Origin of the sequence: Streptomyces sp. NPDC048111 (assembly GCF_043202815.1) — a bacterium.
GTDB lineage: Bacteria > Actinomycetota > Actinomycetes > Streptomycetales > Streptomycetaceae > Streptomyces.
In genome coordinates, this window is record NZ_JBIDBD010000007.1 from 203,228 (window position 1) to 225,013 (window position 21,786).

Annotated in this window: 19 protein-coding genes; 10 read left to right on the forward strand and 9 right to left on the reverse strand. The window is 69.6% G+C overall.

Annotated elements, in window-relative coordinates; all coding sequences use genetic code 11:
* Positions 1-89: 89 nt before the first annotated feature.
* A complete protein-coding gene (locus ACGF3I_RS15625) occupies positions 90-464 on the forward strand; it encodes a DUF2255 family protein (protein WP_393132145.1) in 375 nt (124 codons plus the stop codon).
* Here the strand turns inward: ACGF3I_RS15625 and ACGF3I_RS15630 are convergent.
* Positions 426-3,089 carry an ATP-binding protein gene (locus ACGF3I_RS15630; protein ID WP_393132147.1) on the reverse strand — a complete coding sequence of 888 codons (2,664 nt, stop codon included), beginning with the start codon at positions 3,087-3,089 and terminating at the stop codon, positions 426-428. The two genes, ACGF3I_RS15625 and ACGF3I_RS15630, sit on opposite strands and share 39 nt — an antisense overlap.
* 130 nt (positions 3,090-3,219) lie before the next feature.
* Here ACGF3I_RS15630 and ACGF3I_RS15635 point away from each other — a divergent pair, with 130 nt between their 5' ends.
* The 5 genes from ACGF3I_RS15635 to ACGF3I_RS15655 all read left to right on the forward strand — a co-directional run bounded on the left by ACGF3I_RS15635 (position 3,220) and on the right by ACGF3I_RS15655 (position 9,387).
* Entirely contained in the window at positions 3,220-4,557 is a 1,338-nt protein-coding gene (locus tag ACGF3I_RS15635; protein WP_393132149.1) for a carotenoid oxygenase family protein, read from the forward strand.
* 157 nt (positions 4,558-4,714) lie between these two features.
* Positions 4,715-6,148 carry an MFS transporter gene (locus ACGF3I_RS15640; RefSeq protein WP_393132151.1) on the forward strand — a complete coding sequence of 478 codons (1,434 nt, stop codon included), beginning with the start codon at positions 4,715-4,717 and terminating at the stop codon, positions 6,146-6,148.
* Positions 6,149-6,458: 310 nt separating this feature from the next.
* Complete coding sequence (locus tag ACGF3I_RS15645; RefSeq protein ID WP_393132153.1) at positions 6,459-6,752, forward strand: alpha/beta hydrolase; 294 nt, start codon at positions 6,459-6,461, stop codon at positions 6,750-6,752.
* 388 nt (positions 6,753-7,140) lie between these two features.
* Positions 7,141-8,415: a CHAP domain-containing protein gene (locus ACGF3I_RS15650; protein WP_393132155.1), complete on the forward strand. Its 1,275-nt coding sequence runs from the start codon at positions 7,141-7,143 to the stop codon at positions 8,413-8,415.
* A gap of 435 nt (positions 8,416-8,850) precedes the next feature.
* Positions 8,851-9,387 carry a nucleotidyltransferase domain-containing protein gene (locus ACGF3I_RS15655; protein WP_393132157.1) on the forward strand — a complete coding sequence of 179 codons (537 nt, stop codon included), beginning with the start codon at positions 8,851-8,853 and terminating at the stop codon, positions 9,385-9,387.
* On the opposite strand, the gene ACGF3I_RS15660 is transcribed toward ACGF3I_RS15655, so the two are convergent.
* Complete coding sequence (locus ACGF3I_RS15660; protein WP_393132159.1) at positions 9,381-9,707, reverse strand: transposase; 327 nt, start codon at positions 9,705-9,707, stop codon at positions 9,381-9,383. The two genes, ACGF3I_RS15655 and ACGF3I_RS15660, sit on opposite strands and share 7 nt — an antisense overlap.
* A gap of 577 nt (positions 9,708-10,284) precedes the next feature.
* Here ACGF3I_RS15660 and rox point away from each other — a divergent pair.
* Positions 10,285-11,712: a rifampin monooxygenase gene (rox, locus tag ACGF3I_RS15665; RefSeq protein ID WP_393132161.1), complete on the forward strand. Its 1,428-nt coding sequence runs from the start codon at positions 10,285-10,287 to the stop codon at positions 11,710-11,712.
* Positions 11,713-11,966: 254 nt separating this feature from the next.
* Entirely contained in the window at positions 11,967-12,092 is a 126-nt protein-coding gene (locus ACGF3I_RS15670) for a hypothetical protein (RefSeq protein WP_393132163.1), read from the forward strand.
* A 108-nt stretch (positions 12,093-12,200) separates the two neighbouring features.
* Here the strand turns inward: ACGF3I_RS15670 and ACGF3I_RS15675 are convergent, their stop codons facing one another.
* The 7 genes from ACGF3I_RS15675 to ACGF3I_RS15705 form a co-directional block, all read right to left on the reverse strand.
* Entirely contained in the window at positions 12,201-13,097 is an 897-nt protein-coding gene (locus ACGF3I_RS15675) for a sucrase ferredoxin (RefSeq protein ID WP_393132165.1), read from the reverse strand.
* Between the two features lie 102 nt (positions 13,098-13,199).
* On the reverse strand, positions 13,200-14,405 hold the full coding sequence (locus tag ACGF3I_RS15680) for a cupin domain-containing protein (RefSeq protein WP_393132167.1): 1,206 nt from the start codon (positions 14,403-14,405) through the stop codon (positions 13,200-13,202).
* A complete protein-coding gene (locus ACGF3I_RS15685) occupies positions 14,402-14,803 on the reverse strand; it encodes a BatC protein (RefSeq protein ID WP_393132169.1) in 402 nt (133 codons plus the stop codon). Before ACGF3I_RS15685 ends, ACGF3I_RS15680 begins: the two co-directional genes overlap by 4 nt.
* A 466-nt stretch (positions 14,804-15,269) precedes the next feature.
* Positions 15,270-15,872 carry a glutamate-cysteine ligase family protein gene (locus ACGF3I_RS15690; protein ID WP_393132171.1) on the reverse strand — a complete coding sequence of 201 codons (603 nt, stop codon included), beginning with the start codon at positions 15,870-15,872 and terminating at the stop codon, positions 15,270-15,272.
* A 218-nt stretch (positions 15,873-16,090) separates the two neighbouring features.
* The gene (locus ACGF3I_RS15695; protein WP_393132173.1) at positions 16,091-16,798 is read right to left on the reverse strand and encodes a carbon-nitrogen hydrolase family protein; all 708 of its coding nucleotides are present in this window, start codon (positions 16,796-16,798) and stop codon (positions 16,091-16,093) included.
* A 489-nt stretch (positions 16,799-17,287) separates the two neighbouring features.
* Complete coding sequence (locus ACGF3I_RS15700; RefSeq protein WP_393132175.1) at positions 17,288-17,566, reverse strand: hypothetical protein; 279 nt, start codon at positions 17,564-17,566, stop codon at positions 17,288-17,290.
* Positions 17,563-18,426, reverse strand: coding sequence for an oxaloacetate decarboxylase (locus ACGF3I_RS15705; protein ID WP_393132177.1), 864 nt, complete (start codon positions 18,424-18,426; stop codon positions 17,563-17,565). The genes ACGF3I_RS15700 and ACGF3I_RS15705 overlap by 4 nt, the downstream gene beginning before the upstream one ends.
* 1,268 nt (positions 18,427-19,694) lie before the next feature.
* Here ACGF3I_RS15705 and ACGF3I_RS15710 point away from each other — a divergent pair.
* Positions 19,695-20,267: a hypothetical protein gene (locus ACGF3I_RS15710; protein WP_393132179.1), complete on the forward strand. Its 573-nt coding sequence runs from the start codon at positions 19,695-19,697 to the stop codon at positions 20,265-20,267.
* Positions 20,268-20,800: 533 nt separating this feature from the next.
* Positions 20,801-21,721 (forward strand): MerR family transcriptional regulator, encoded by a 921-nt coding sequence (locus tag ACGF3I_RS15715; protein ID WP_393132181.1) that lies wholly within the window; start codon positions 20,801-20,803, stop codon positions 21,719-21,721.
* Positions 21,722-21,786 lie beyond the last annotated feature (65 nt).

Below are 21,786 nucleotides of genomic sequence, written 5' to 3' on the forward strand. Positions count from 1 at the left end.
GAAAGGACATGGTGTTCTCCGAGTGACCGATGTTCATTAGGCGACGGTCACCGACGCGTAGGCAGTGGCGTTACGACAAGAGTCGGTCCATGAGCATGTTCATGGGCCGTCTGGAGATCGTGTTGTGGGTGGGGGAGGCTGACGGCGGGTGGTCGGGCAGGGCGGTGTGGGTGGTGGTGGTTGATGGGGAGGCCTATGTGCGGGCGGCGTTCGGGCAGCGCAGTGCCTGGTACCGGAGGGTGTCGGAGGGCGCGGGGACGGAGGTGGAGGTGGCGGAGGTCCGGTGGTCGGTCGCGCTCCGGCCGGTGGAGGACTCCGAGCTGGTCCAGCGTGTTTCGGGTGCCTACCGAGCCAAGTACGGGTTGAGCTGGCCGGGCCCTGTGGAGGCGATGAACGGACCCGAGGCCGCGGCCACCACGATGCGGTTAACGGATCTCGGACAGGCCGCGCAGTTGTCGGCGTGAGGTGAGTCCGAGTTTGCGGAAGATGTTGCGCAGGTGCGCGTCGACGGTTCGTGGGCTCAGGAACAGTTTCGCCGCCACCTCTTTGGAGGTGGCGCCGTCGGCGACCAGGCGTGCGATGTGCACTTCCTGCATCGTCAACTGATCCGACGCCTGTGCGGTGCGGCTGCGGGCCTGCTCGCCCGTGGCGCGCAGCTCGCCGGCGGCGCGCTCGGTGAAGGCTTCCATGCCGAGGTTCGACAGCGATGCGTGCGCCTGGCGTAGCGCGGTTCGTGCGTCGCGTCGCCGGCCCTGTCGGCGCAGCCACTCGCCGTACAGCAGGTGGGCGCGGGCTCGGTAGACGATCAGGGCGCTGTCGTCGAGCAGGGTGATCGCTTCCTGGTAGTCGGATTCGTCATCGGTCAGCAGGGCGCGGGTATATGCGGCGACGCCGAGGCCCCAGGGGTGCAGGCCGGCCTGGGCGCGTTCCTCAAGCGATGCGAGGGCTGTGGCGGCGACCTCGGTTTCGCCGCATCGCACGGCGGCTTCGACCAGTTCGGGCAGGGCCAGGCCTGCCGTGGTGATGGCGCCGTCTCCGACTGCCCGTTGTGCTGCTTCGAGTGCGGCGGGGTAGTCGGCGAGGCCGTTGTTGAGTACGGCCGTCGCCCACTGCGCACTGAGGCTCATCCGCTGGTCCACCGATGAGAACAGTTCGGCGGCTTCCTGGCGTCGCCCGCGCAGCGCGGCCAGGTGCAGGCGGGGGTAGACCAGCGGTGCCGCGCCGGTGGCGTCGGCGATGGCCTCCTCCTCGGAAATCAGCTCCATCGCGGTACCGAAGTCGCCTCTGTGCGCGGCGACTGTGGCCCGCATGGCCAGTCCGATGGGCAGCGCGTGGAAGGAGCCGAACTGGCGGCCGGCTTCGACGGCGCGGGCGGCGATGCCGTACATGGCATCGAAGTTCCACAGCTCCGCGGCCAGCATGAAGCCGAGCGACGGCCGCTTGCCCCACACGTGGTTGTCGGCGTCACCGACGACCGGTCTGAGAATCCCTCCAGCCACCTCGTGACCGTCGCTGACCAGGCTGATGAGGCCGGCGAGCACGACCGCCGCGGCGGATTCCGGTTCAGCGAGTGGCGGGGTTGTGGCGACGGCTTCCACCACCTGGTCGAGTCCGCCGAGCAGGAGGCCCATCTCGGCGGCGTCGAGGTAGCACTCCCGCGACCAGGACGGGTCGGTGTCGGCCAGCCGGGCGGCAGCGCGCAGGAGATACGCCGTTGGTCCCTCGTCTCCGCGGCGGCGGACGAAGGACAGCCTGCCGCGCAGCAGGTCCCCTCTGGCGGCCTTGTCCGGGTCGTCGGTGACGACGGTGGTGAGGAGTTCGGCCGCGGTGTCGAAGTCACCCACCGAGAGCTTGGCCTCGACTGCTGCGAACACCCGCTCGGTGCGCTGGGCCGGGCTGACCGTGAGCGCTGCCGCGCGTTCGAGGAAGGCGGCTGCCGCGGCGATACCGCCGCGTTCGCGGGCGCGGTTGGCGGATGCTTCCAGTTCAGCGGCGATCTGTTCGTCCGGGCCGACGCTGGCCTGGGCGCGGTGCCAGGCCCGCCGGTCGGGGTCGGTGACCGGGTCGGTCGCGGCGGCCAGTGCCTCGTGCGCCTTGCGCCGTTTCTCCTGCGGCGCCGCCCGGTAGGCGGCGGAACGGGCGAGGGGATGGCTGAAGCGGATCCGGGTCCCGAACTCGACCAGCGCCGCGGCCTGCGCAGCGGCGTCCTCGTCGATGCCCAGGACTTCGGCCGCCCGCCACAGCAGGGCCGGGTCGCCGATCGGGTCGGCGGCGGCGAGCGTCACCAGCAGCCGGGCCGTCGGTGACAGAAGTTCCAGCCGGGACCGGAAGCTCTGCTCGATCACGCCGGACACCGAGTCGGGCTGGGCGAAGCCACCGGCCATGCCGGCGAGTCCAGCGGTCCTGGGCAGCTCCACCAGTGCGAGCGGATTGCCGCGCGCCTCGGCCAGGATCCGGTCACGCACCCGCACGTCCAACGGGGCGCGGACCGCAGCCGTCAGCAGGGCGCGGGCCTCTGCTTCCCCCAGGCCCTCAAGCAAATGGCCGGGCAGTCGGTCCAGTTCGGGCAGGCGACTCGGCTCGCGCACCGCGAAGACGAGAGCGATCGATTCGGCCGAAACCCGTCGGGCCAGAAAGGCCAGCGCCTTCGCCGACGCCTGGTCCAGCCAGTGCGCGTCATCAACGATGCACAACAGCGGGCGCTTTCGCACGGTCTCCGCCAAGAGGCCCAGCGCGGCTACACCGACCATGAACGGATCGGGTGTGCCCGTGTCGAGGGCGAAGGCGATGTCCAGCGCCTTGCGGTGCGGCGCGGGCAGGGCGTCCAACTGCCGCATGACAGGGGAGAGTAACTGGTGCAGCGCGGCGAACGGCAGCTCCGTCTCGAACTCCGCGCCCGACGCCCGTATGACCAGAAACCCGCTGGCGGTCTCTTCCAAGTGGTGCAGCAGCGCTGTCTTGCCGATACCCGGTTCCCCCCGCAGGACCAGGGCCCCACCCCTGCCCTCCCGCGCCGACGCGAGCAGGGCGTCGAGCCGACGTACGTCGGCCTGCCGACCCACCAGTGCACCCATGTATGCCGTGACCATGCCGAGAATCTAGGTGATCGTCACCTCCGGGGGAATGGGAGGCAGATGAGCCTGCACGGGTTCCCGCAGGCAGGTGTCTAGGTGATAACTACCGACGCGATCGGTGTTCCGTCCCTGCGAGGGTCTGATCATGACTCTGGACAAGCCGTACATCAGCGATCACTACACCCCCGTGGTCGACGAGATCACCTGCCATGAACTGACGGTGCGCGGCACCCTGCCGCCCGAGCTGGACGGCCGCTACTTCCGCAACGGTCACAACCCCAAGCCGGGCATCACTCCCACTCACTGGTTCAAGGGCAGCGGAATGATCCACGGGATCCGCCTCCAGGACGGCCGGGCCGAGTGGTACCGCAACCGCTGGGTGAAGACCCCGGCCCTGGACGGCGTGCCGTTCACCGGGACCGAGCTGGACGTCAGCGTCGCCGCCACCAACATCATCTTCCACGGGGGCCGCTACCTGGCCCTGCAGGAGGCCAACCTGCCCTGGGAGGTCAGCGCCGACCTCGACACGATCGGCGCCTATGACTTCGGCGGCAGGCTCACCACCGCGATGACAGCCCACCCCAAGGAGGACCCGGCTACCAGCGAGCTCCACTTCTTCGGCTACGGCCCCTTCCCGCCGTACCTGACCTACTACGTGGCCGACGCCTCCGGGGCCATCGTCAGGTCGCAGGTCGTCGAGGGCGCCGGCCCGTCGCTGATGCACGACTTCGCCCTCACCCGCGAGCACGTCGTGTTCATCGACTCGCCGGTGGTCTTCGACCATGCCGAGCAGTCCGGGATCCCCTACCGCTGGCACGACGACATCCCGCTGCGCATGGGCGTGTTGCCGCGCGCCGGGGGTCCGGCCGTGTGGTGCGAAGTGCCCGAGCAGGCCGTGCTGCTGCACGTCGCCAACGCCTACACCGACGTACGCGGCCGGATCGTCCTCGACGCCCCACGCTTCGACCGTTCCGCCTGGGAGAGCTCCTGGAAGTGGTGGGTCGGCGCGCCGGGCTACGGCACCACGCCGAACGTCGGGTCGACGTTCCACCGGTGGGTCATCGACCCGGCCACGGGCAAGGTCACCACCGAGTCCCTCGACGACCTCGTCACGGAGTTCCCGGCGATCAACGACGCCTACACCGGTTCCGACTACCGCTACACGTATGCGATTGCCTTCCCCGGCGCGGGAGTGGAGGGGTACCACACCGCCAAGTTCGACGCCCGCACCGGCCAGCAGCGGCTGTTCTCGCACGGCGAGGGCCGGATGCCCGGCGAGGCTGTCTTCGCACCCGCCGAAGGGTCGAGGTCCGAGGACGACGGCTACCTCCTCACCATCGTCAGCGACCTCAAGAACGACGCCTCGGAACTCCTCGTCCTGGACGCCGGCGACCTGAGCACCGTCGCCGCCGTCGACCTGCCGCGCAGGGTCCCCGCCGGCATCCACGGCCACTGGATACCCGACACCGAACAGCCTGCCTGACCGTTCCGTCGGACCCTCCCCTCTGCCCCGAGCCACCTCGGGCCGCCGTTGCCCGCCCTCCGCGGCAGCCCGGGCCACACACCCCCTGGAAACCATGAACCCCCGACCCTTCCGGGGCAGTCGACCTGCCCACGGCGATGCCGTCCGTCCTGGTGCCGTGCTGGCCGCGCTGGCCGCGAGCCAGTTCGCCGTCATGCTGGCCACGTCGATCGTCAACGTGGCGCTCCCTCAGATCCGTACCGCGACGGGGCTGTCCGACACCGGGATCACGTGGGTGGTCAACGCGTACGGCCTGGCTTTCGGGGCGCTGCTGCTGGCTGGGGGCAGGGTCGCCGACCTCTTCGGCAGGCGCCGGGTATTGATCGCCGGCCTGGGGCTGTTCGCGGCGGCGTCGCTGACGGCGGGAATGGCTGCCTCCTCGGCCGTGCTGATCGGCGCCCGCGCTGCTCAGGGCGCCGGCGCGGCTGCCATCGCCCCGGCAGCGCTCGCACTTGCGATGGAGCAGTTCCCTTCCGGCGCCAGACGTGGCAAAGCGCTCGGCGTGTGGGGGGCGGTCTCCGGAGCGGGCGGAGCAGGCGGCGTCCTGCTGGGCGGAGTGCTGACCCAAGTGTGGGGCTGGCCCTGGATCTTCCACGCCGTCGCGTTCGGATCAGCACTGGTCCTTGCCGCCGTAGCGGCGCTCGTTCCGTCACAGGACGGACGCCGGGCCGGACGGTTCGACCTGCTGGGCACCGCCACCATCACCCTGGCCCTGACGAGTCTGGTCTGGGCCCTGACCACGGCGCGCAGCGCGCACTGGACCGACACATGGGTGCTCACCGCCCTCGGTGCCGCCGGGATCCTTCTGGCAGCTTTCGTCGCGATCGAGTTGCGCCGCACCGAGGCCCTGATACCGGCAAGGCTGTTCACCACCGGCCGGGTTGCCGTAGGCAATCTGCTGATGGCGCTGCTGGGGTCGGTGTGGATTGCCCTGTTCTTCTTCCTGCCGCTCTACCAGCAGCAAGTGCTCGGATCGAGTCCCCTGGCAACCGGTGCGGGGCAACTTCCCCTCGCTGCCGCGAACATGCTCGGCTCCACTCTCGCCCCGCGCCTGTCCCGGCGTGTGGGCGCCACCGCGAGCCTGACCGCGGCCCTGCTCACCGAGGCCGCCGGACTGCTGTGGCTGTCCCGGATCGACGCCGACGGCAGCTACCTCGTGGACATCCTCGGCCCGAGCATCCTGGTGGGCCTCGGCCTGGGCGTCGCCTTCGTCCAGCTCACCGCATTGGCCGTCGAAGGCGTTGCGCCCCAGGACGCGGGCCTGGCCGGGGGGTTGGTGAACACCACCCGCCAGGTCGGCGGCGCCATCGGACTTGCCGCCCTCGCGACCCTGGCCGGCTCCGTCACCGCACACGCCACAGCCCATGAACCGCACGTCGAGGCGCTCACCGCCGGTTACCGAGCCGCGTTCACCGTCTCCGCCGGAGTACTGGCCACAACCGCCCTTCTCGCTCTTCTCCTCGCGCGCCGCACGCTCTCACGCACCACCATCGACACGCCCCGGCCCCCTGCTGCCCGCACGGCCCTCAGCGATGCCCAGACGCAGGGCTGAACAGCCGTCGGATCCGCCAACCCCCGTAGCACCACCGAACCACCAGCAAAGGAAAGCGACATGAGGAAGACTCTGAAGTACACCGCCTGGACTTCGGCCGTAACGGCCCTGCTGGCGACCACCGCCAGCACGGCACTCGCCCAGTCGGAACAGGGCACTTCCCGGACCTCCGCGCGCGGCATGGCCTGGCATGCCTGCGCGGACGCCGACTTCATGAACATGCAGTGCGGGACGATGAAGGTGCCGGTCGACTGGTCCCGCCCCGACGCCGACAGCCCCGCTCTCGCGATGGCCCGCAGACCCGCCGACGATGAAGCCCACCGCCACCAGCTGCCTGGGCTGGCCCGTCCCGGCACAGCCCGTCAAGGCCGGCGCCCCCGTCCAAGGCGCGCCGCCCGCGCTGATCACCCAGTCCACCCACCAGGCCCTCGCCCCGCACTCCGCCGCTTCGGCGATGGCCTCCCAGCTCCCCGGCAGCGTCGTCCTCAGCCGGGAAGGCGACGACTACAGCATGTTCCTGATCTCCCCGTGCGTCCGGGACGCGACCAACCGCTACCTGACCACCCGCACGCTGCCCGCACCCGGCACCACCTGCACTGACTGAATCCCGTACTCCGCCACTGCCCGGCAGGGCGAGGAGGGGGTCCTGCGGCCTTGAAAGCCCCGACCCTTTCGGGACCTTCGGGGAACCGCTGGGGCCAACTGGCCCTGATGGAGCGGAGGTTCGGGCATGGGAAGCTCGGCCGGAGCTCAACCGGCATTGCTGTGCACCGTCAGTCCATTGACGTGGTCAAGCGGTGGCGTCGACTCCGTGGGTCGGTGCCGGCTCTGCGGTGGAGGGGATCGGTGCGGGTATGCCCGAGCCGACACATCGTCGTTGACAGGGTTTTTTGAACGAGGGGGTAGATGCGGTGCATGTTTCGAGCCTGAATGGCGCGCCAAGTCGAACGATTTCGCGGTTAGTTGTGCTGGCCCTGGCGATGGTCGTGGTGATGGCAGTGAGCCTGCTGCACGCCACCGGGGCGAAAGCGGCCCTGCGCACGTTCAACAGCATCGGTGTCACTGCGAACGGCCAGGGCTATGCGCCGATCGGTACCGACGGCGCCGTGTACGCCTACGGATCGACCGCGTACCACGGCAATCCGACAGGCTTCACCGGCGGAATCGTGGGCATCGCGGTCACTGCCGACGGCCAGGGGTACGTCGCGATCTCGTCGGCCGGCCAGGTGTACGCATACGGCACCGTCACCTATCGGGGAAATCCCACCGGATTCAGCGGCTCCATCGTGGGCATCGCGGTGACGGGCGACGGCCAGGGCTACATGGCCATGTCGTCCTACGGCCAGACCTACGCGTACGGAACCGTGGTCTCCCGCGGGAACCCCAGCGGATTCGACTACCCCATGACCGGTATCTCGGTGACCGCCGACGGTCAGGGCTACGCAGCGGTGTCCCACACCGGCCAGGTCTACGCGTACGGCACCGTGGCCTACCGCGGAAACCCGAGCGGCTTCACCGGCGGCATCGCGTCGATCTCCACCACCGCGAACGGTCAGGGTTACATCGCGGTCTCCACCGTCGGACAGACCTACTCCTACGGCACCGTGGTCTCCCGGGGAAATCCGACCGGGTTCGCCGGCAGCATCGTGGCGGTGTCCACCACCGCCGACGGTCAGGGGTACGCCGTACTGTCCTCGACCGGGCAGGTCTACGCCTACGGGACGGTCGCCTACTGGGGTAACGGGGACCCGGGCAGCAACGACGGCAACGCCCTCCGGAACGCAGTCACCACCTTGGCCACCAACGAGAAGAACAACCCCGGCCACAACGTCGAGCAGGGCAACATGTCCAGCTCGGACGACTGCAACTTCTATTCGACGTCCCTCCGGGCAGGCATCGCGGGCAGGTGCTCCAACGGATGGCTCTCCGAGGACTGGTGCGCCGATTTCGCGCGATGGGTGTGGCAACAGTCCGGCGCCAACGTCTCGGGCCTGGGGGGCGGGGCGATCACGTTCAAGAACCGTACGGGCAGCAACTGGCACAACGACCTCAACAACGTCCAGGTCGGCGACGTGATCGGGTGGCGCTTCGGCACGGCGGCAACGAACGACGACCACGTCAGCATCGTCGTCGCTGTCACCAGCACTGCCTTGACCATGATCGAGGGCAACGTTGGCGGCTACCCCTCGCACGTTCAGCAGAACACCTATGCCAGGACTGTCAACAACAGCAGCGGCATCAGCGGGTACGCCACCCTTTCGCTGTAGACGCCGCGGTCTGCAACGGCCGGCACGTGCCGTGATGCGAGGCAGCGTGCGACCCGGGCCCCTGCCCATTCCTTGACGGGGCATGGGCCCGGCGCCGGGGCGGCAGGCCACGTTGGGCGACGTGCAGGCGGCGGTCCCCAAGCCAGAGGCGACTGCACGGGTTGCGAGCGCGGTACGTAGGACGGCCGAGGCCCTTCGAACCAGGAGGGCCAGGCCTCTTCTTTCAGATGATCCTGTCGTTTGCTGATGTGCGCCGGCTGCTGACGTGCAGTGGACGTGGACTGGCCTGGCAAGCGGACCGGACGCCGAGGCAAGGTAGGTGATGGCGGGACTACAGGCGGCCGCGCTGCACCCAAGTCCGTCGCGGGGGACCCGGTCCGGTGAAGTCGTGATAATCGCTGGATGCGACCTCGGTCCGACCTCTACCTTCGCACGATGAGCCACTATGCGATGTCAGCCGAGGATGCACTCGCGCTTCTGGAACGGCTCCACGCCCATGGCGTAGATGCGTGTGTGGGTGGTGGATGGAGCGTGGATGCACTGCTCGGGAAGCAGACAAGACCGCATTCCGACCTCGATCTATGGGTGCCCGCCGCACATCTTGACCCCCTGTTCGTTGCGTTCGGGGAGGCCGGCGTCGACCGAATCTTCCCGTGGCCTGGTGACAGGCCGTGGAACTTCGTCCTGCACGACGGCGTACAGCTGCGGGTCGACCTGCACCTCTACGAGTCGCTTGCGGATGGATCGCTGCACTACGGATCTGTGGTGGACGGCGATGCCTTTCCGGCCGCAGCACTCGCCGGACACGGTTTCATCGCCGGGACCGCGGTGCGTTGCGAGTCGGCCGAGTGGGCGGTGCGCTGCCACACCGGCTACCCGGCTCGTGATGTCGATCGCCACGATGTCCCCTTGCTGTGCCGGAAGTTCGGGATCCCGGTGCCTGAGGGTTTCGAGCCCTGCGTCCCCTACTGATCTTTTCGTAAGTTCGGTGGGTGTGGTGGATGGATGGTGAGTCCTGTGTGGGTGAGGAATGACCAGGGGAGTTGTGGGTTGGTGTTGATGCGGTGGATGCCTTGTTCGGTGGCGTCGGCGACATCGGCGAGGTGGTCGCCGGCGAGGTTGGCGAGTTCACGCTTCTTGAGCGAGGACCACAGCAGTTCCACTGGGTTCAGCTCGGGTGCGTAGGCGGGTAATCGCTCGAGTGTGAGCCATTCCTGCTCGGCCACCCATGCCCGCATCGCCCGGCTCCAGTGGGCCGACAGGCCGTCCCAGAAGCCCAGGGCCCCGGCCATCGACGCCCGCTTCCAGTTCAGGCGGTGCCGAAGGAGCGGGGTCCGTCCGCGGGGCGCGCAGGTGCGGCGGACCTGAGGCAGGAGGGAGACGCCTGGTTCGGATGGAGAGGCTGCGTCCCGGTCACCGTGGTGGGCGGCGCGGCCGGCGGGGGAGAGGTCGCTGCCGGCACGGGGTCCAACCCGCGTGGCCCCGTCGGCGACCTCGGCCGCGCCGGTCCGGATGGTGCAGCGACTCACGCCGCACGCGGCGTGCACCAGCCGCCATCCGCAGCGGAAAGGGCAAGGGCAAGGGCAAGGAGCTTACCTACTCCTTGCCACTCTCAACCTATAGCGCACAGGGGGCCTTGCGGCAAGACCCGGGTTGTGGCACAGAATCGTCGGCCGGGGCCAGAACGCGGGGGTACCCGGGATTCGCGAAGTACGCGTGCGCCTTTCCGGTTGCGGCTTCTGCGGAACGTGAAATCGACGTTCCGACTCGCCATGTGGTCGCGAGCACGCGGCGCGGGCGTCGGGGCGTGCGCGCCGCCGAACTGCGCAGAGCAGCTGGCCGAAAGACAGTCTTGTCGAATGGGGGTTCATGATTGATGTGATCGTTGCCGGCGCCGGACCGACCGGTTTGATGCTGGCCGGCGAGTTGCGGCTGCACGGCGTGCACGTGCTTGTGCTGGAGAGGGACGCGGAGCCGACCAGGGTCGTCCGCTCGCTCGGCCTGCACGCGCGCAGTGTCGAGGTGATGGACCAGCGCGGTCTGCTGGAGCGGTTCCTCGCGCTCGGCAAGCAACGCCCGGCCGGTGGTTTCTTCGCCGGCATGAACAAGCCGGCGCCGAAGCGGCTGGACACCGCGCATCCGTACACCCTCGGCATTCCGCAGACCACCACCGATCGCCTGCTTGCCGAGCACGCCATCGAACTCGGCGCCGAGATCCGGCGCGGCTGCGAACTGGTGGGGCTGAGCCAGGACGAACACGGGGTCACCGCCGAACTCGCCGACGGCACGCGGCTGCGCTCGCGCTACCTCGTCGGCTGTGACGGAGGCCGCAGCACCGTGCGCAAACTGCTCGGTGTCGGCTTCCCCGGCGAGCCCTCCAGGGTCGAGACGCTGCTGGGCGAGGTGGAGGTGACCGCGTCGCCGGACACGCTGAACGCCGTGATGGCCGAAGTGCGCAAGACCCACAAGCGGTTCGGTGCCATGCCCCTCGGGGACGGGGTGTACCGCGTGATCGCGCCGGCTGAAGGAGTGGCCGAGAACAGCACGGTCCCGCCGACCCTGGACGAGCTGAGGCGGCAGGTACGGAAGCTCGCCGGCACCGACTTCGGTGTGCACTCACCGCGCTGGCTCTCCCGCTTCGGCGACGCGACCCGGCTGGCCGAGCACTACCGGACCGGGCGGGTGCTGCTGGCCGGCGACGCGGCTCACATTCACCCGCCGACCGGCGGGCAGGGGCTCAACCTGGGTATCCAGGACGCGTTCAACCTCGGCTGGAAGGTGGCCGCCGAAGTCAACGGCTGGGCACCTGAGGGGCTGCTGGACACCTACCACACCGAACGGCACCCGGTGGCTGCCGATGTGCTGGACAACACCCGCGCGCAGATGGAGTTGATGTCCATCGACCCGGGCCCCCAGGCAGTGCGCCGACTGCTGTCGAAACTGATGGACTTCGAGGAGGTGAACCGGTACCTGATGGAGACGATCGCTGCGATCGGAGTCCGCTACGACTTCGGCGAGGGGCATGAACTGCTCGGCCGACGGCTACGGGACGTGCGGTTGAGGCGGGGTCGCCTCTACGAGCTGATGCACGCCGGCCGGGGGCTGTTGCTCGACCAGACCGGGCACCTCTCGGTGGCAGGCTGGGCAGATCGGGTCGACCACGTCGCCGACATCAGCGAGGAACTCGACGCGCCGGCGGTGCTGCTGCGGCCGGACGGCCACGTGGCGTGGGTCGGTGACGATCAGCAGGATCTGCTCCACCGGCTCCACCAGTGGTTCGGTGCTGCGGTCAGGTGAGCGCGCAACTCGGGGTACGAAAGCCCGCCGGGCCCGCCAGATCGGAGCTGCGCTGCGGTCAGCGGAGCGCAGCAACTTGGCGCACGGAAGCCCACCGGGCTGCCCGGGCGGAGCGGGTACGCAAAGCTGTCACGCGATGCCTGGATCTATCGGCGCGGGCCCTGGACATAGCACGGGAGGACGACGCCCAGGGCACCCTGCACGTGACCAGCCACGCCAGCTGCGCACCGCTGGCCGTCCCTTTCGTCAGCTGCATGCTGCAGCCGCTCAGATACGCCGTCGTGGTCGATGACCAGCACAGTCAGGACGCGCTCCAGCGGGTGGCCTCCGGTGCCGCCAGGCCGACGAGCTGTTCCACGTCCTCCGGCTCGGAGCCGTAATGACCCCGGCTCGGGCTGTGTGCACAGGACGACCTCGGTGTGGCCCCAGTACCCAGCGCGTGCCAGGCCCGGCGTGCCACGTTCGCTCGTGTCTCACACGCCGTGGTCTCACACGCAGCGCAGTGACACCACGTCGTACCCGACGGCCGAGGCGGCGGCCCGCCCCCGGCAGGTCAGTTGGCGGGGTGGTGACCGGTGGGCGCGGACCTCCACCACGAAGGCCGACAGGCCGGGGAGGCGGGCGGTGACGTGCACCCGCCAGCGGTCGTCCTCGCGGACCGTTTCCGCGATCGCGTAGGCGTACCGGCCCGCCGGACCGGCGTGGCGGAGCACTGCCGACAGGGCGGCCTGCTGCGCCGGCACCAGGTCGGTGAAGCCGCGCAGGTGGTCCGCCCGGATGCGGTCGGCGAGGTGGTCCTCGATCGCCGCCACCGCCGAGTGGGCGTCGAGGTTGCCGTAGTAGACGCCGTCCGGTGCGACGACCACGTTGGCGGCGAACCGGTCACCCCCCACGTGCGTGCACTCCCACACCAGAGCCGGCCACCGCTCGCTCAACGCCTGACCGACCGGACGGCCGCGTACCGCGCAACAGGTGTCGTGCACACCGTGGGCGCACACCAACAGGACCGGCGGACAGTCGTGTTCGCCGGGTTCCTCCAGGGCTGCCACGATCTCCGCCAAGTCCCGTTCGCTCCGCCAGACGCCCCAGGTCTGTCGGTGGGCACCGTCCCGCTCCTGATGGAGCACCGCCCAGCGGGGCGGGGTGTCGGGCCGGTCGCGGCCGTGGCGCCGGATCAGCAGAATGCGGGCGCGCCGTGCCCGGGCGGCTTCGTACACCTGCGTCTTGACCTCGGGGACGAGGGCAAGCCCGTCGAAACCGTTGGTCGGCCAGCCGGAGCGGTACTCGATGAGGATCCAGGTCGAACCGTACGGTGCGGTGCCGGCGAGTGGGTCACCCCGCAACCTGGCGGCCTCGGCGCAGAAGAAGCGGGTCGGCTCGGTCATCCGGCCCGCCCGCTCATCCGGCCCCCTCCGGCGCGCGATCGCTCGCGACCGGCCGATTCACCGCGCGCGGGCCCATGACGCCGCCGGGCACGACGGGGTGCCTCACGATGCGGCGGGCAGCAGTACCCCCGCGCGCAACAGTCGGTCCACGAGGGTGAGGCCGAGTTCCCCGGCCCGGTGGACCCGTCCGTCGAGCAGCGTCTGCGCCGCCCGCCGATCCGATTCCGACAGGTCGAGCCAACCGACCCGGGTGTACAGCCGACCCCCCTCCCATCGCGGATCCAGTGCCTCGCGCAGTCGTACGGGCGTCTCGTCGGCGAGGCCCTCCACGGCCGCGAGCTGCGCCAGCGGTCCCAGCGGTGCGGGGCGCGCCTGCGAGCGGCGGGCGCGGTGGAACCGGGGCGTGGGATCGGCCTCGGCGAGGGCGTCGAGGAGCCGTCGCCGTACGAGGTCGAGCTCGTCGCCCTGACCGTCCGTGCCGAGCGGAAGCGAGCCGCGCATGTCGGGGTCGTCGCGCAGCAGGGCGAGGGCGGAGTGGACGAGGTGTTCGGCCAGCGCGTGCCGGGTCCAGGTGTGCACGCCGAGCGTCAGGTGGATCGACACCGCGCCCCGCGCCCGTGCGGCGTGCAGCCAGCCGCGCGGCAGGTAGAGCACGTCGCCCGGCTCGAGCACGGTGTCCAGGTACGCGTCCTTCCGGGCCGCTTCGGCGACGGCGGCCCTGTGGTCGGTCCAGGGCTGGTCGCGCAGCGGGTCAGGGTGCACCGGTTCGTGAATGATCCAGCGTTTGGTGCCTGCCACCTGAAGGACGAAGACGTCGTGCACGTCGTAGTGGTCGTCGAAGCCCCGGCTCTGCGGCGGAGTCACGTAAGCGTTGGCCTGTACCGGGTGCCCCAATTCCGTGCCGAGGCGCGACACCAGCTCCGCGACCGGCTCCCAGGTGCGCTGCAACGCTTGCAGCACAAGGGAGTTGCCGTCGGCGAAGCTCCGCCACAGCGCGGTGTCGTCGACCTGGTCCGCGATGGACGCGCCGACGCCGGCGGGCGCGGTGAAGGCCGAGTCGGGGAGAGTCGCGCCCTCCTTGGCGACCCGCAGGAACGGAGTGCGCAGACCACGCCGGGAGACGAGTTCGTCCACGGCGGAGGCGGAGAAGAGATCGTCGAAGTCGTCGACCGCTCGGCTGAGCAGGGGTACCCGTCCCCACACGTCGCGGGCGAACTCCTCGCGGCCGATCCCGATGAGACGGGACGCAAGGACACCGCCGGCCGAGTCGGCGGCGGCGTCCTCGCAGGTCGTGGAGAGGGTGCTCAATCGCGACCGTCGCTCTCGTCTGCGCCGCCGTCCGCGCCGCCGTCGTGGACGCCGGGTGTGCCGGCTGCGCCGCCGTCGGCCGGGCCTTCAGCGCCGCCGTCCGCACCGCCGTCGTGGACGCCCGGTGTGCCAGCTGCGCCGCCGTCGGCCGGACCTTCTGCGCCGCCGTCCGCACCGCCGTCGTGGACGCCGGGTGTGCCGGCCGCGCCGCCGTCGGCCGGACCTTCTGCGCCGCCGTCCGCACCGCCGTCGTGGACGCCGGGCGTGCCGGCCGCGCCGCCGTCCGCCGGGCCCTCTGCGCCGCCGTCCGCACCGCCGTCGTGGACGCCCGGTGTGCCGGCCGCGCCGCCGTCCGCCGGACCTTCCTGCTGGTTCGGGTCCTGCTCGGGATGCGTCATGGTGCGTTCCTCCTGGCGATCGAACGACTCGGGGGCTCGGAAACTCCCCAGTACCCCCTTCAACCTCACCCAACCAGTCGCGCCCGGCAACTGGAGGGCGACGGCGTGGCGACCCCCACGCTCCGTGCCGGCCCGGGCCCTGCCGCAGTCTGGTATCAGCCTGTCGAAAGGTCTGTGCGACGTGAGGGAACGGGTCAGATCAACACTCGCTGCCGAGGGCTGCCGAGCCCGGCCGTCGTCTCCCCAGCGTTCTCGCGTCGTACGGACGCAATCCGCGTCGGCTGGGGTGAGGGTGGGGGCAGGACGTTGCGCCAGAGGCGGTCGACCTGGATGGCGGCAGGCTTGAGCCGACTGGTGCGCAGGTCGACCCCACGCCCCCGGACACCGTCGCGGGCGGCACGCCAGTACGCGGCGCGCAGCAACTCCTGCGCGGGGCGAGCAGTGGGCCGACCCTCCTGCACAGCGCTCAGGGCGGCGATGGCCAGGCCTTTGACGGAGGCAGCGAGGACCAGGGTGTCGGTGGAGGTGGGAGCAGCGTCGGCGACGCGGATCGCCAGGGTGGGGACGTGGTAGGAGGGGCGGATGTCCAATAGAGGCCCCCGCGGTCCAGCAGCGTCTCGCTCGTGACGAGGTCGTCGACCAGGCTCTCGAAGTAGGCCGCGGACTCGAATTGGGGCAGGGGCCCGGCTGCTGGCCAGCGGCCCCAGGTGAGGGCGCGCCAGTTGTCGTAGCCGGTGTCGTGGGCGTTCCAGTAGGGGGAGTTCCCACTCATGGCGATGAGGGGCGGCAGCCAGCGTCGCAGGTGGTTGCCGACCCGGAGGGCGGTGGTCAGATCGGACATGCCTACGTGGACGTGGCAGGCGCAGACGGTTTGTTCGTGGTCCAGGGCGCCTACGGCGGCCAGGCTTTCGGCGTAGCGGACGCCGGCGGTCAGCGGCGGGGGAGTGTGCTGGCCCAGGACGGGTGTGCCGCTGGAGATGATGCGCTTCGTGGCGACCAGACTGTCATTTATCGTGACCAGGTGTGCTGGGTGCGGGGATGTGGTCGGGCAGCGCGGGCTCGTCCGCAAGGCCGGCGGCCGCCTAGGGCTGGTGCGGTCAGGAATGGTCCCTGGGCTTCGACGAGCCCGGCACCGGCCGCCTACCGCTTCCAGGCCCCGCGCAGCGAGTTCGACGAGTCACCCCTGCCGCAAATTGAGCGGCAGGGTGCCGACGTCGACGTACGGGACGATGTCCGCGAGGCGTCCGGCCGCGTTCGGGGCGCCGCGACATGAGCGCGAGCGCGGGTCTATGCGATGTCCGCCACGACAATCATGGGTGTCTCGGTGTCGGCCTCAGCCAACAGGGTGCCGCCCGATGCCCAGATGGAGGACCGCCCGCACCCGGTCCAAGGGCCCGCCGGCCCTACGTGGTTGGCCAGGACGACGTGCATGTTCGTGTTCTTGGCGATGCCCGGATACACCGTCGCGAGTTCCTCGGCTCCGCCTGCCGTGCCATACAGCGAACTGGCCAGGTGCACCTGGCACCCGTCAGCGGCACCGCGGGACGTCAGGTCGTCGAAGTGGTTGTCGTAACACGTGGCCAGCGCGAAGCGCACCCCCGCGAACTCGAATCGCCCGTCGCATTGCCCTGGGGTGAAGACCTCCTGCTCGTGCTCGAACATGTGCTGTTTCCGGTAGGTGGTGAGCAGTTCGCCGTCCGGCCCGAAGACCATCGTCTCGATGGCAGGCAGATGTCCTGCGGTGGCTGCCGCACAGTTGATGACGGTGGCGATCCCGCTCTGCCGGATCGCGTCCAGGCGCGGGTCGTCCGTCTTCATCCACAGACCGGGGTCGGCACGTACCGTCTCCAGCTCGTAGCCGGTCAAGGACAGCTCGGGGAAGACCACCAGCTCGGCACCTCCTGATCGAGCGTGCCTGGCCAGGACGGCCATCTCGTGGACGTTGGCGGACACATCAGCCGGAACACAGGTGAACTGACCTGCTGCGATCTTCATGAAGAGTCATCCTGCCACCCAGGCCCTCCCGGCTCGTGGCGGGTGTTCCGTGACGATCGACGCCATACACGTACTCTCACCTCGCTGACGCAGACTTGAAGACGCCCGGTCACCGCACCGGACGGTCCGATCGGGCTGGACGGTGTCGTACGGGCGCCGGAACGGGAGGTTCCGAACGGCGTCCAGAGAGACATCCGCAGGCTGACGAGCGGCCACGAGCCCCTTCTCGTCTTGCTTCTGGTCGCCCTCGGCGCCGTCCTGTTCGGCTTCCACAGCTGGCACGGTCGCCGTACCACCGCACCGTGATGTACCGCTGATGTGCGGGTGCGGGCAGCGCTGCGCATCACGCCACCCGCCGACCCCGCCCGTTCCACTCGCACCCCATCCGGACACCGAGACGGCCTGTAGATGGCGCGGCCGGCAGGTGGGGTCCATCAGAGTGCAGGGGAGTGCCAAAGCCCTCCCACCGACGGGAGTTGAACGACGAATTCAGTCGTCGGCGTGGTGAGTGACGCCCATGAGGGCTTCGATGGCGTCGACGGCGCTGCCGTCGTTGTCGCTTCCGGCGGTGCCGCGGCCGGTCTGCACGTTGCCGGTGCGGTCGATCTCCAGAATGGAGTCGGCATGGGAGTTGTCGAGGACGGTGACCAGGCTGCTGTTCCCCCCACCAGTGCCGGGGTCGCTGCCGGCTGCCGCCGTGGCTGTCGTCACACCCAGCAGCGCCGTTGCGAAGGCAGCTGTCGCACTCAGCCTCACTGCCTTGTTCACGCGCTCACCCCGGCCTGTTCGGGCCGCCGGTGTGCCATGTTGCGCTCCAGCAGGCTGGTCGAGGCCTGCACCCCGATGCCGCGTGACGCGTCCACCAGGGGCAGTCGGCCGTTGGCCCGCCGGAGTTCGGCGAGCGTGTTGTCCATCGCTTCGTGCGCGGCGAACAGGCAGGGGGTGCTGTAGATGGCGACGTCCACGCCCAGTTCGGACAGCTCGTCCAGGGACAGCCGCGGGGACTTGCCGCCCGCGATCTGGTTGAACAGCAGGGGCTTGTCGCCCACCACCTCGCGCACTCGGCGGATCCAGTCCACGCTGCGGATTCCGTCGACCAGGATCACGTCCGCGTCGGTGGCGGCCAGGGCCTCGGCCCGGTGCAGGATGTCGACCTCGTCGGTCGCGTCGGTCCGGGCCACCACGACCAAGTCCCGCCGGGTGGCGAGTACTTGCTCCAGTTTGGCCAGGTACTCGTCCAGCGGGAGCACCTGCTTGCCGTCGGCGTGCCCGCACCGGCGGGGCCGCTTCTGATCCTCCAGGATCACCCCGGAGGCGCCGATCCGCTCCAACTGTTCCACCACGTGGCAGGCGACCTCCGCATCGACGTAGCCGTCGTCGATGTCCACCAGCAGGTGCTGGGCGGGGAAGGCGCCCCGCAGCCGCTGGACGAATGCCACCATGTCCGGCCACGCGATGAAGCCGATGTCCGGCAGCCCGTAGTAGGACGCGGCGAACCCGAATCCGGAGACGAACATCCCGTCGTAGTGGTCGGCCGCGATCGAGGCGGAGTACATGTCGTAGACACCGATGAGCGGGGTGGTCCCGGGCCCGGCGATCTGCTCGCGCAGCTTCTTTCCGTGGGTCAAGGCGTGACTCCTCGCATGTGAAGGGGGGTGAGGCGCGCCGCCGACAGGCGCCGCGCCGGTCGGGTTCGGCAGGCGCGGCACATCGAGCAGTCGGTTTGCAGGAACCGCGACACGCCCTCTTTGCCAAGACAAGAGAATCTACGAGATCAACGAAAACCTCATCATCACGAACTCTTTACTCACTCGGATGGCGTAACGTCTTCACCGCTGAAACGTTACTGAGCCGCTCCCGCCAACCTTCCCCCCCACGGGCGGGCATTGGGCGCCATCCATCGCGTCCATCTCGCGGGCACGGTCGACAGCCCCGGCCGCGCCAACCAGATACCCGAGGCCTCTGGGGAAGCCGGGACACCCGGCGCTGGTCCACCAGCTGTTTCCCCGTGATGGCCAGTGGGCTCGTCAGCGTCTGTACGCGGCACCAACGGTCGTCGCCGTGTACAGAACCGCCCCCGGACCCGGACGCGCGACCGGAGGTTGGACGCTGGGATGTAGTGGGGCGACCATGTGTCCCACGCGGTCGACGGCCGTCTGACGCGCGCTCATTTCCGGATCGGTCGCCAAGTCGCCGGCTAGCTGTGCCCGTTGGGGAACAACAATATGGAGTCAACGTGGTGCAGCGCGTCGCAGAACCCCTGGATCAGCTCGGCACCATCGGTCAAACGACATGCCCAGCGCGGAAGTTGCTGCCACTGAGCTACGTGGGGAAGGTCCGAGCGCATCCGGGAGCGGGAGGTCGCCCGTACTCCACGCGCCGGTCTGTGTCGCGCCGCTGTCGGGCGCCCCGAAGGAAGCCGGATCGGGGGTTCGGTGTATCGCCGGCGCTGCGAGGAACCGTCGCCGTGGGCCGGTGGATCGTTGCCATACGGTTGGCATGGGAAGGGGGCGGGGTGCCCCGCGGTCGAGGAGCGGCGCCATGCCGGACTCCGTGAGGACCTCCTCAACAAATCTGGTGCCCAAGGAATCTGGTCTGGGCACGGAGTGCTGGTCCGATCGCGCGACGCGATCAACTCGGTCGGCGTCCGCCCGACCAAGGCCGGCAAGAACCTGCACAACGGCGCGCGGGCCGACGGCGCAATCGCTCGCGACGCCGGCGCTTTTGGAGGTAGCGCCGCAGGAATTCCTGTTGGCAACGCGGTGAATCCCTACGGGGGTGCCGACATCGAGCCGCTGGTGGGGGTCATTCAGCCATGTGGGGCTCCGTCGCGCGGGGGAGGGGGTTGGCCCGCAGGGATGATCCCGGGTTGTGGCTGCCTCGCAAGGATGAAGCCATGAAACTGAGGATCCTTCACATGCCCCCGCCCGCCGGGGACACTGAACGGCCTGTCCCGCGGTGGGCCATGCGGCTGGCCTACACGCTGCCGCTGCTCCTGCTGCCGTCGTGCCTGTGGCGGTTGCCCTTCGCCCTGCACTTTGCGATGGGGCAGGTTCACGACGGCGGCATGCCGTCGTATGGGGTGAGTATCCCGTACGTCCTCGCGCTCAGCGTGTTGTCCGAGACGATCGCCGTCTTGACCATCGGGCTGGTACGGGGTTGGGGAGAGGTGGCACCCGCGTGGATCCCGATCATCGGCGGCAGATGTATCCGGCCGTTGGCGGCTGTGATCCCCGCCCTCCTGGGAGGCCTGGTTCTCGCCTTCCTGTTCACCGGCGTCCCGATCGGCGATGGTCGCGAGCTCACCCTGTACGGCATTGTCGACACCGTCGGATACACCAGCGAAGCCTGGCACGCGCTGGCGACGGTGTGCCTGACTCCCGTCGGAGCGTGGGGACCCATCACGATCGCCCTCGCGGTCGCCTACTACCGCCGCCGAACCGCGCCATCGACGGAAGGGAGACCCTGACACCGGCGCTGGGTCTGGAAGTGAGAAACCTGACCCGGTCTCCGTGCAATGGCGGACCATGCCGCGCGAGGGCGAGACGGCGCTCACGGCGCAGTCGCTCCGGGGTGCATCCTCTTCGTCATCACCCAGTCGCGCGACTGATGCGTGAAAGCGTTCCACTTCGAACAGGTCTGGCCCCCGGCGGCGTTGGGGTCCGTGCTTGTGCCATGTTGCCCAGTACCACCTGGTCCAGTACCACCTGGTGACGACCGTGATGCCGGCGTCGGCCCGGGGCGTGCTGCCGCTGCCGAAGTCCTGGGCCGGGTCCTGCGGCCCGCCCCGGCCGTGTCGGCAGGTCGCGTTGCCCGGGGGACCGCAGGGTGCCTTCCACGGCACGTGCTCCTTACGGATCGCCGCGCGGTCCGCCGAGATACGGCGACGGAACGACCTGCGCCGAGGCACTGGCAACCGACGAGGTCCATAGACGCGGCCTGAACTCTGATGTGACCGGCCCCGGTTGAGTCTCCCGCAGGGGGAGACACCAGGCTGGGGGCATGGACAGCGATACGCAATATTCCATCGGGGAGTTGTCCCGCCATACCGGAGTGCCGGTCAAGACGATTCGGTTCTACTCCGACCGGGGCATCGTCCCGCCGACCGACCGGAGTCCGGCGGGCTACCGTCTCTACGATTCCGACGCCCTTGCCCGCCTTGAGCTGGTCCGCACTCTGCGCGAACTGGGACTCGACCTGGCGACGGTGCGCAGGGTTCTGGATCGGGAAGCCTCCCTTCCGGAGGTCATGCAGGCGCACGCCGACGCTTTGGACGTGCAGATCAACACCTTGCGCCTGCGCAGCGCACTTCTTCGAGTGGTTGCCGGACGCAGCCGCCCTACATCTCGGGAGATGGACCTCGTGCACCGACTTGCCACGCTTTCCCACGCCGAACGCCACCGGCTCGTGGCCGACTTCATCAAGGAAGCCTTCACGGGCTCTCGCACCAACGCCGAGTTCGTAGGCCTGTTGCAGTCCGTTCTGCCCGAACTGCCCGACAACCCCACGTCCGAGCAGGTGGATGCGTGGGTGGAACTCGTCGGACTCTGCCAGCGTGCGGACTTCCGTGGTGCGCTCCGGCGGACGGCTCAGAACCAGGCGGAAGAGCTCTCCCGGAGGGACGGTCTCGCGCTGCAAGAGTCCCTCCACCTGACTATGCGGGAACGGATCGACGAGGCCGTTTCGAACGAACTGCTAGAGGCCGCGGACGCGTCGTCGGCCGACCTGCCGGCCGCTCTCTACGCCCGGGCGTTCGAGGACGCCGCCGAGGGAGACGTACGCCGTTGGCTCCTCGCCCGCCTGCGGGCGAGCGGCGATCCGCTCGTGGAGCGCTATTGGCAGCTTCTGGCGACGGTCAACGGATGGCCGCCGTCATCCGCGCTCGCACCGGTCCACTCCTGGTTCACGGGGGCGGCGGCGTGAGGAAGCGTGACCTCGCCTTCGGGCTGTACGCCGATGCCCCGGCCGGCCGGAAGGTCTGAAAGGCT

Bases quoted from the DNA above. Each gene is read 5' to 3' on its own strand.
- ACGF3I_RS15625 (WP_393132145.1), top strand. From the start codon at position 90: ATGAGCATGTTCATGGGCCGTCTGGAGATCGTGTTGTGGGTGGGGGAG.
- ACGF3I_RS15630 (WP_393132147.1), bottom strand. From the start codon at position 3,089: ATGGTCACGGCATACATGGGTGCACTGGTGGGTCGGCAGGCCGACGTA.
- ACGF3I_RS15635 (WP_393132149.1), top strand. From the start codon at position 3,220: ATGACTCTGGACAAGCCGTACATCAGCGATCACTACACCCCCGTGGTC.
- ACGF3I_RS15645 (WP_393132153.1), top strand. From the start codon at position 6,459: ATGAAGCCCACCGCCACCAGCTGCCTGGGCTGGCCCGTCCCGGCACAG.
- ACGF3I_RS15650 (WP_393132155.1), top strand. From the start codon at position 7,141: ATGGCAGTGAGCCTGCTGCACGCCACCGGGGCGAAAGCGGCCCTGCGC.
- ACGF3I_RS15655 (WP_393132157.1), top strand. From the start codon at position 8,851: ATGAGCCACTATGCGATGTCAGCCGAGGATGCACTCGCGCTTCTGGAA.
- ACGF3I_RS15660 (WP_393132159.1), bottom strand. From the start codon at position 9,707: ATGGCCGGGGCCCTGGGCTTCTGGGACGGCCTGTCGGCCCACTGGAGC.
- rox (WP_393132161.1), top strand. From the start codon at position 10,285: ATGATTGATGTGATCGTTGCCGGCGCCGGACCGACCGGTTTGATGCTG.
- ACGF3I_RS15670 (WP_393132163.1), top strand. From the start codon at position 11,967: ATGCTGCAGCCGCTCAGATACGCCGTCGTGGTCGATGACCAGCACAGT.
- ACGF3I_RS15675 (WP_393132165.1), bottom strand. From the start codon at position 13,097: ATGACCGAGCCGACCCGCTTCTTCTGCGCCGAGGCCGCCAGGTTGCGG.
- ACGF3I_RS15685 (WP_393132169.1), bottom strand. From the start codon at position 14,803: ATGACGCATCCCGAGCAGGACCCGAACCAGCAGGAAGGTCCGGCGGAC.
- ACGF3I_RS15695 (WP_393132173.1), bottom strand. From the start codon at position 16,798: ATGAAGATCGCAGCAGGTCAGTTCACCTGTGTTCCGGCTGATGTGTCC.
- ACGF3I_RS15710 (WP_393132179.1), top strand. From the start codon at position 19,695: ATGAAACTGAGGATCCTTCACATGCCCCCGCCCGCCGGGGACACTGAA.
- ACGF3I_RS15715 (WP_393132181.1), top strand. From the start codon at position 20,801: ATGGACAGCGATACGCAATATTCCATCGGGGAGTTGTCCCGCCATACC.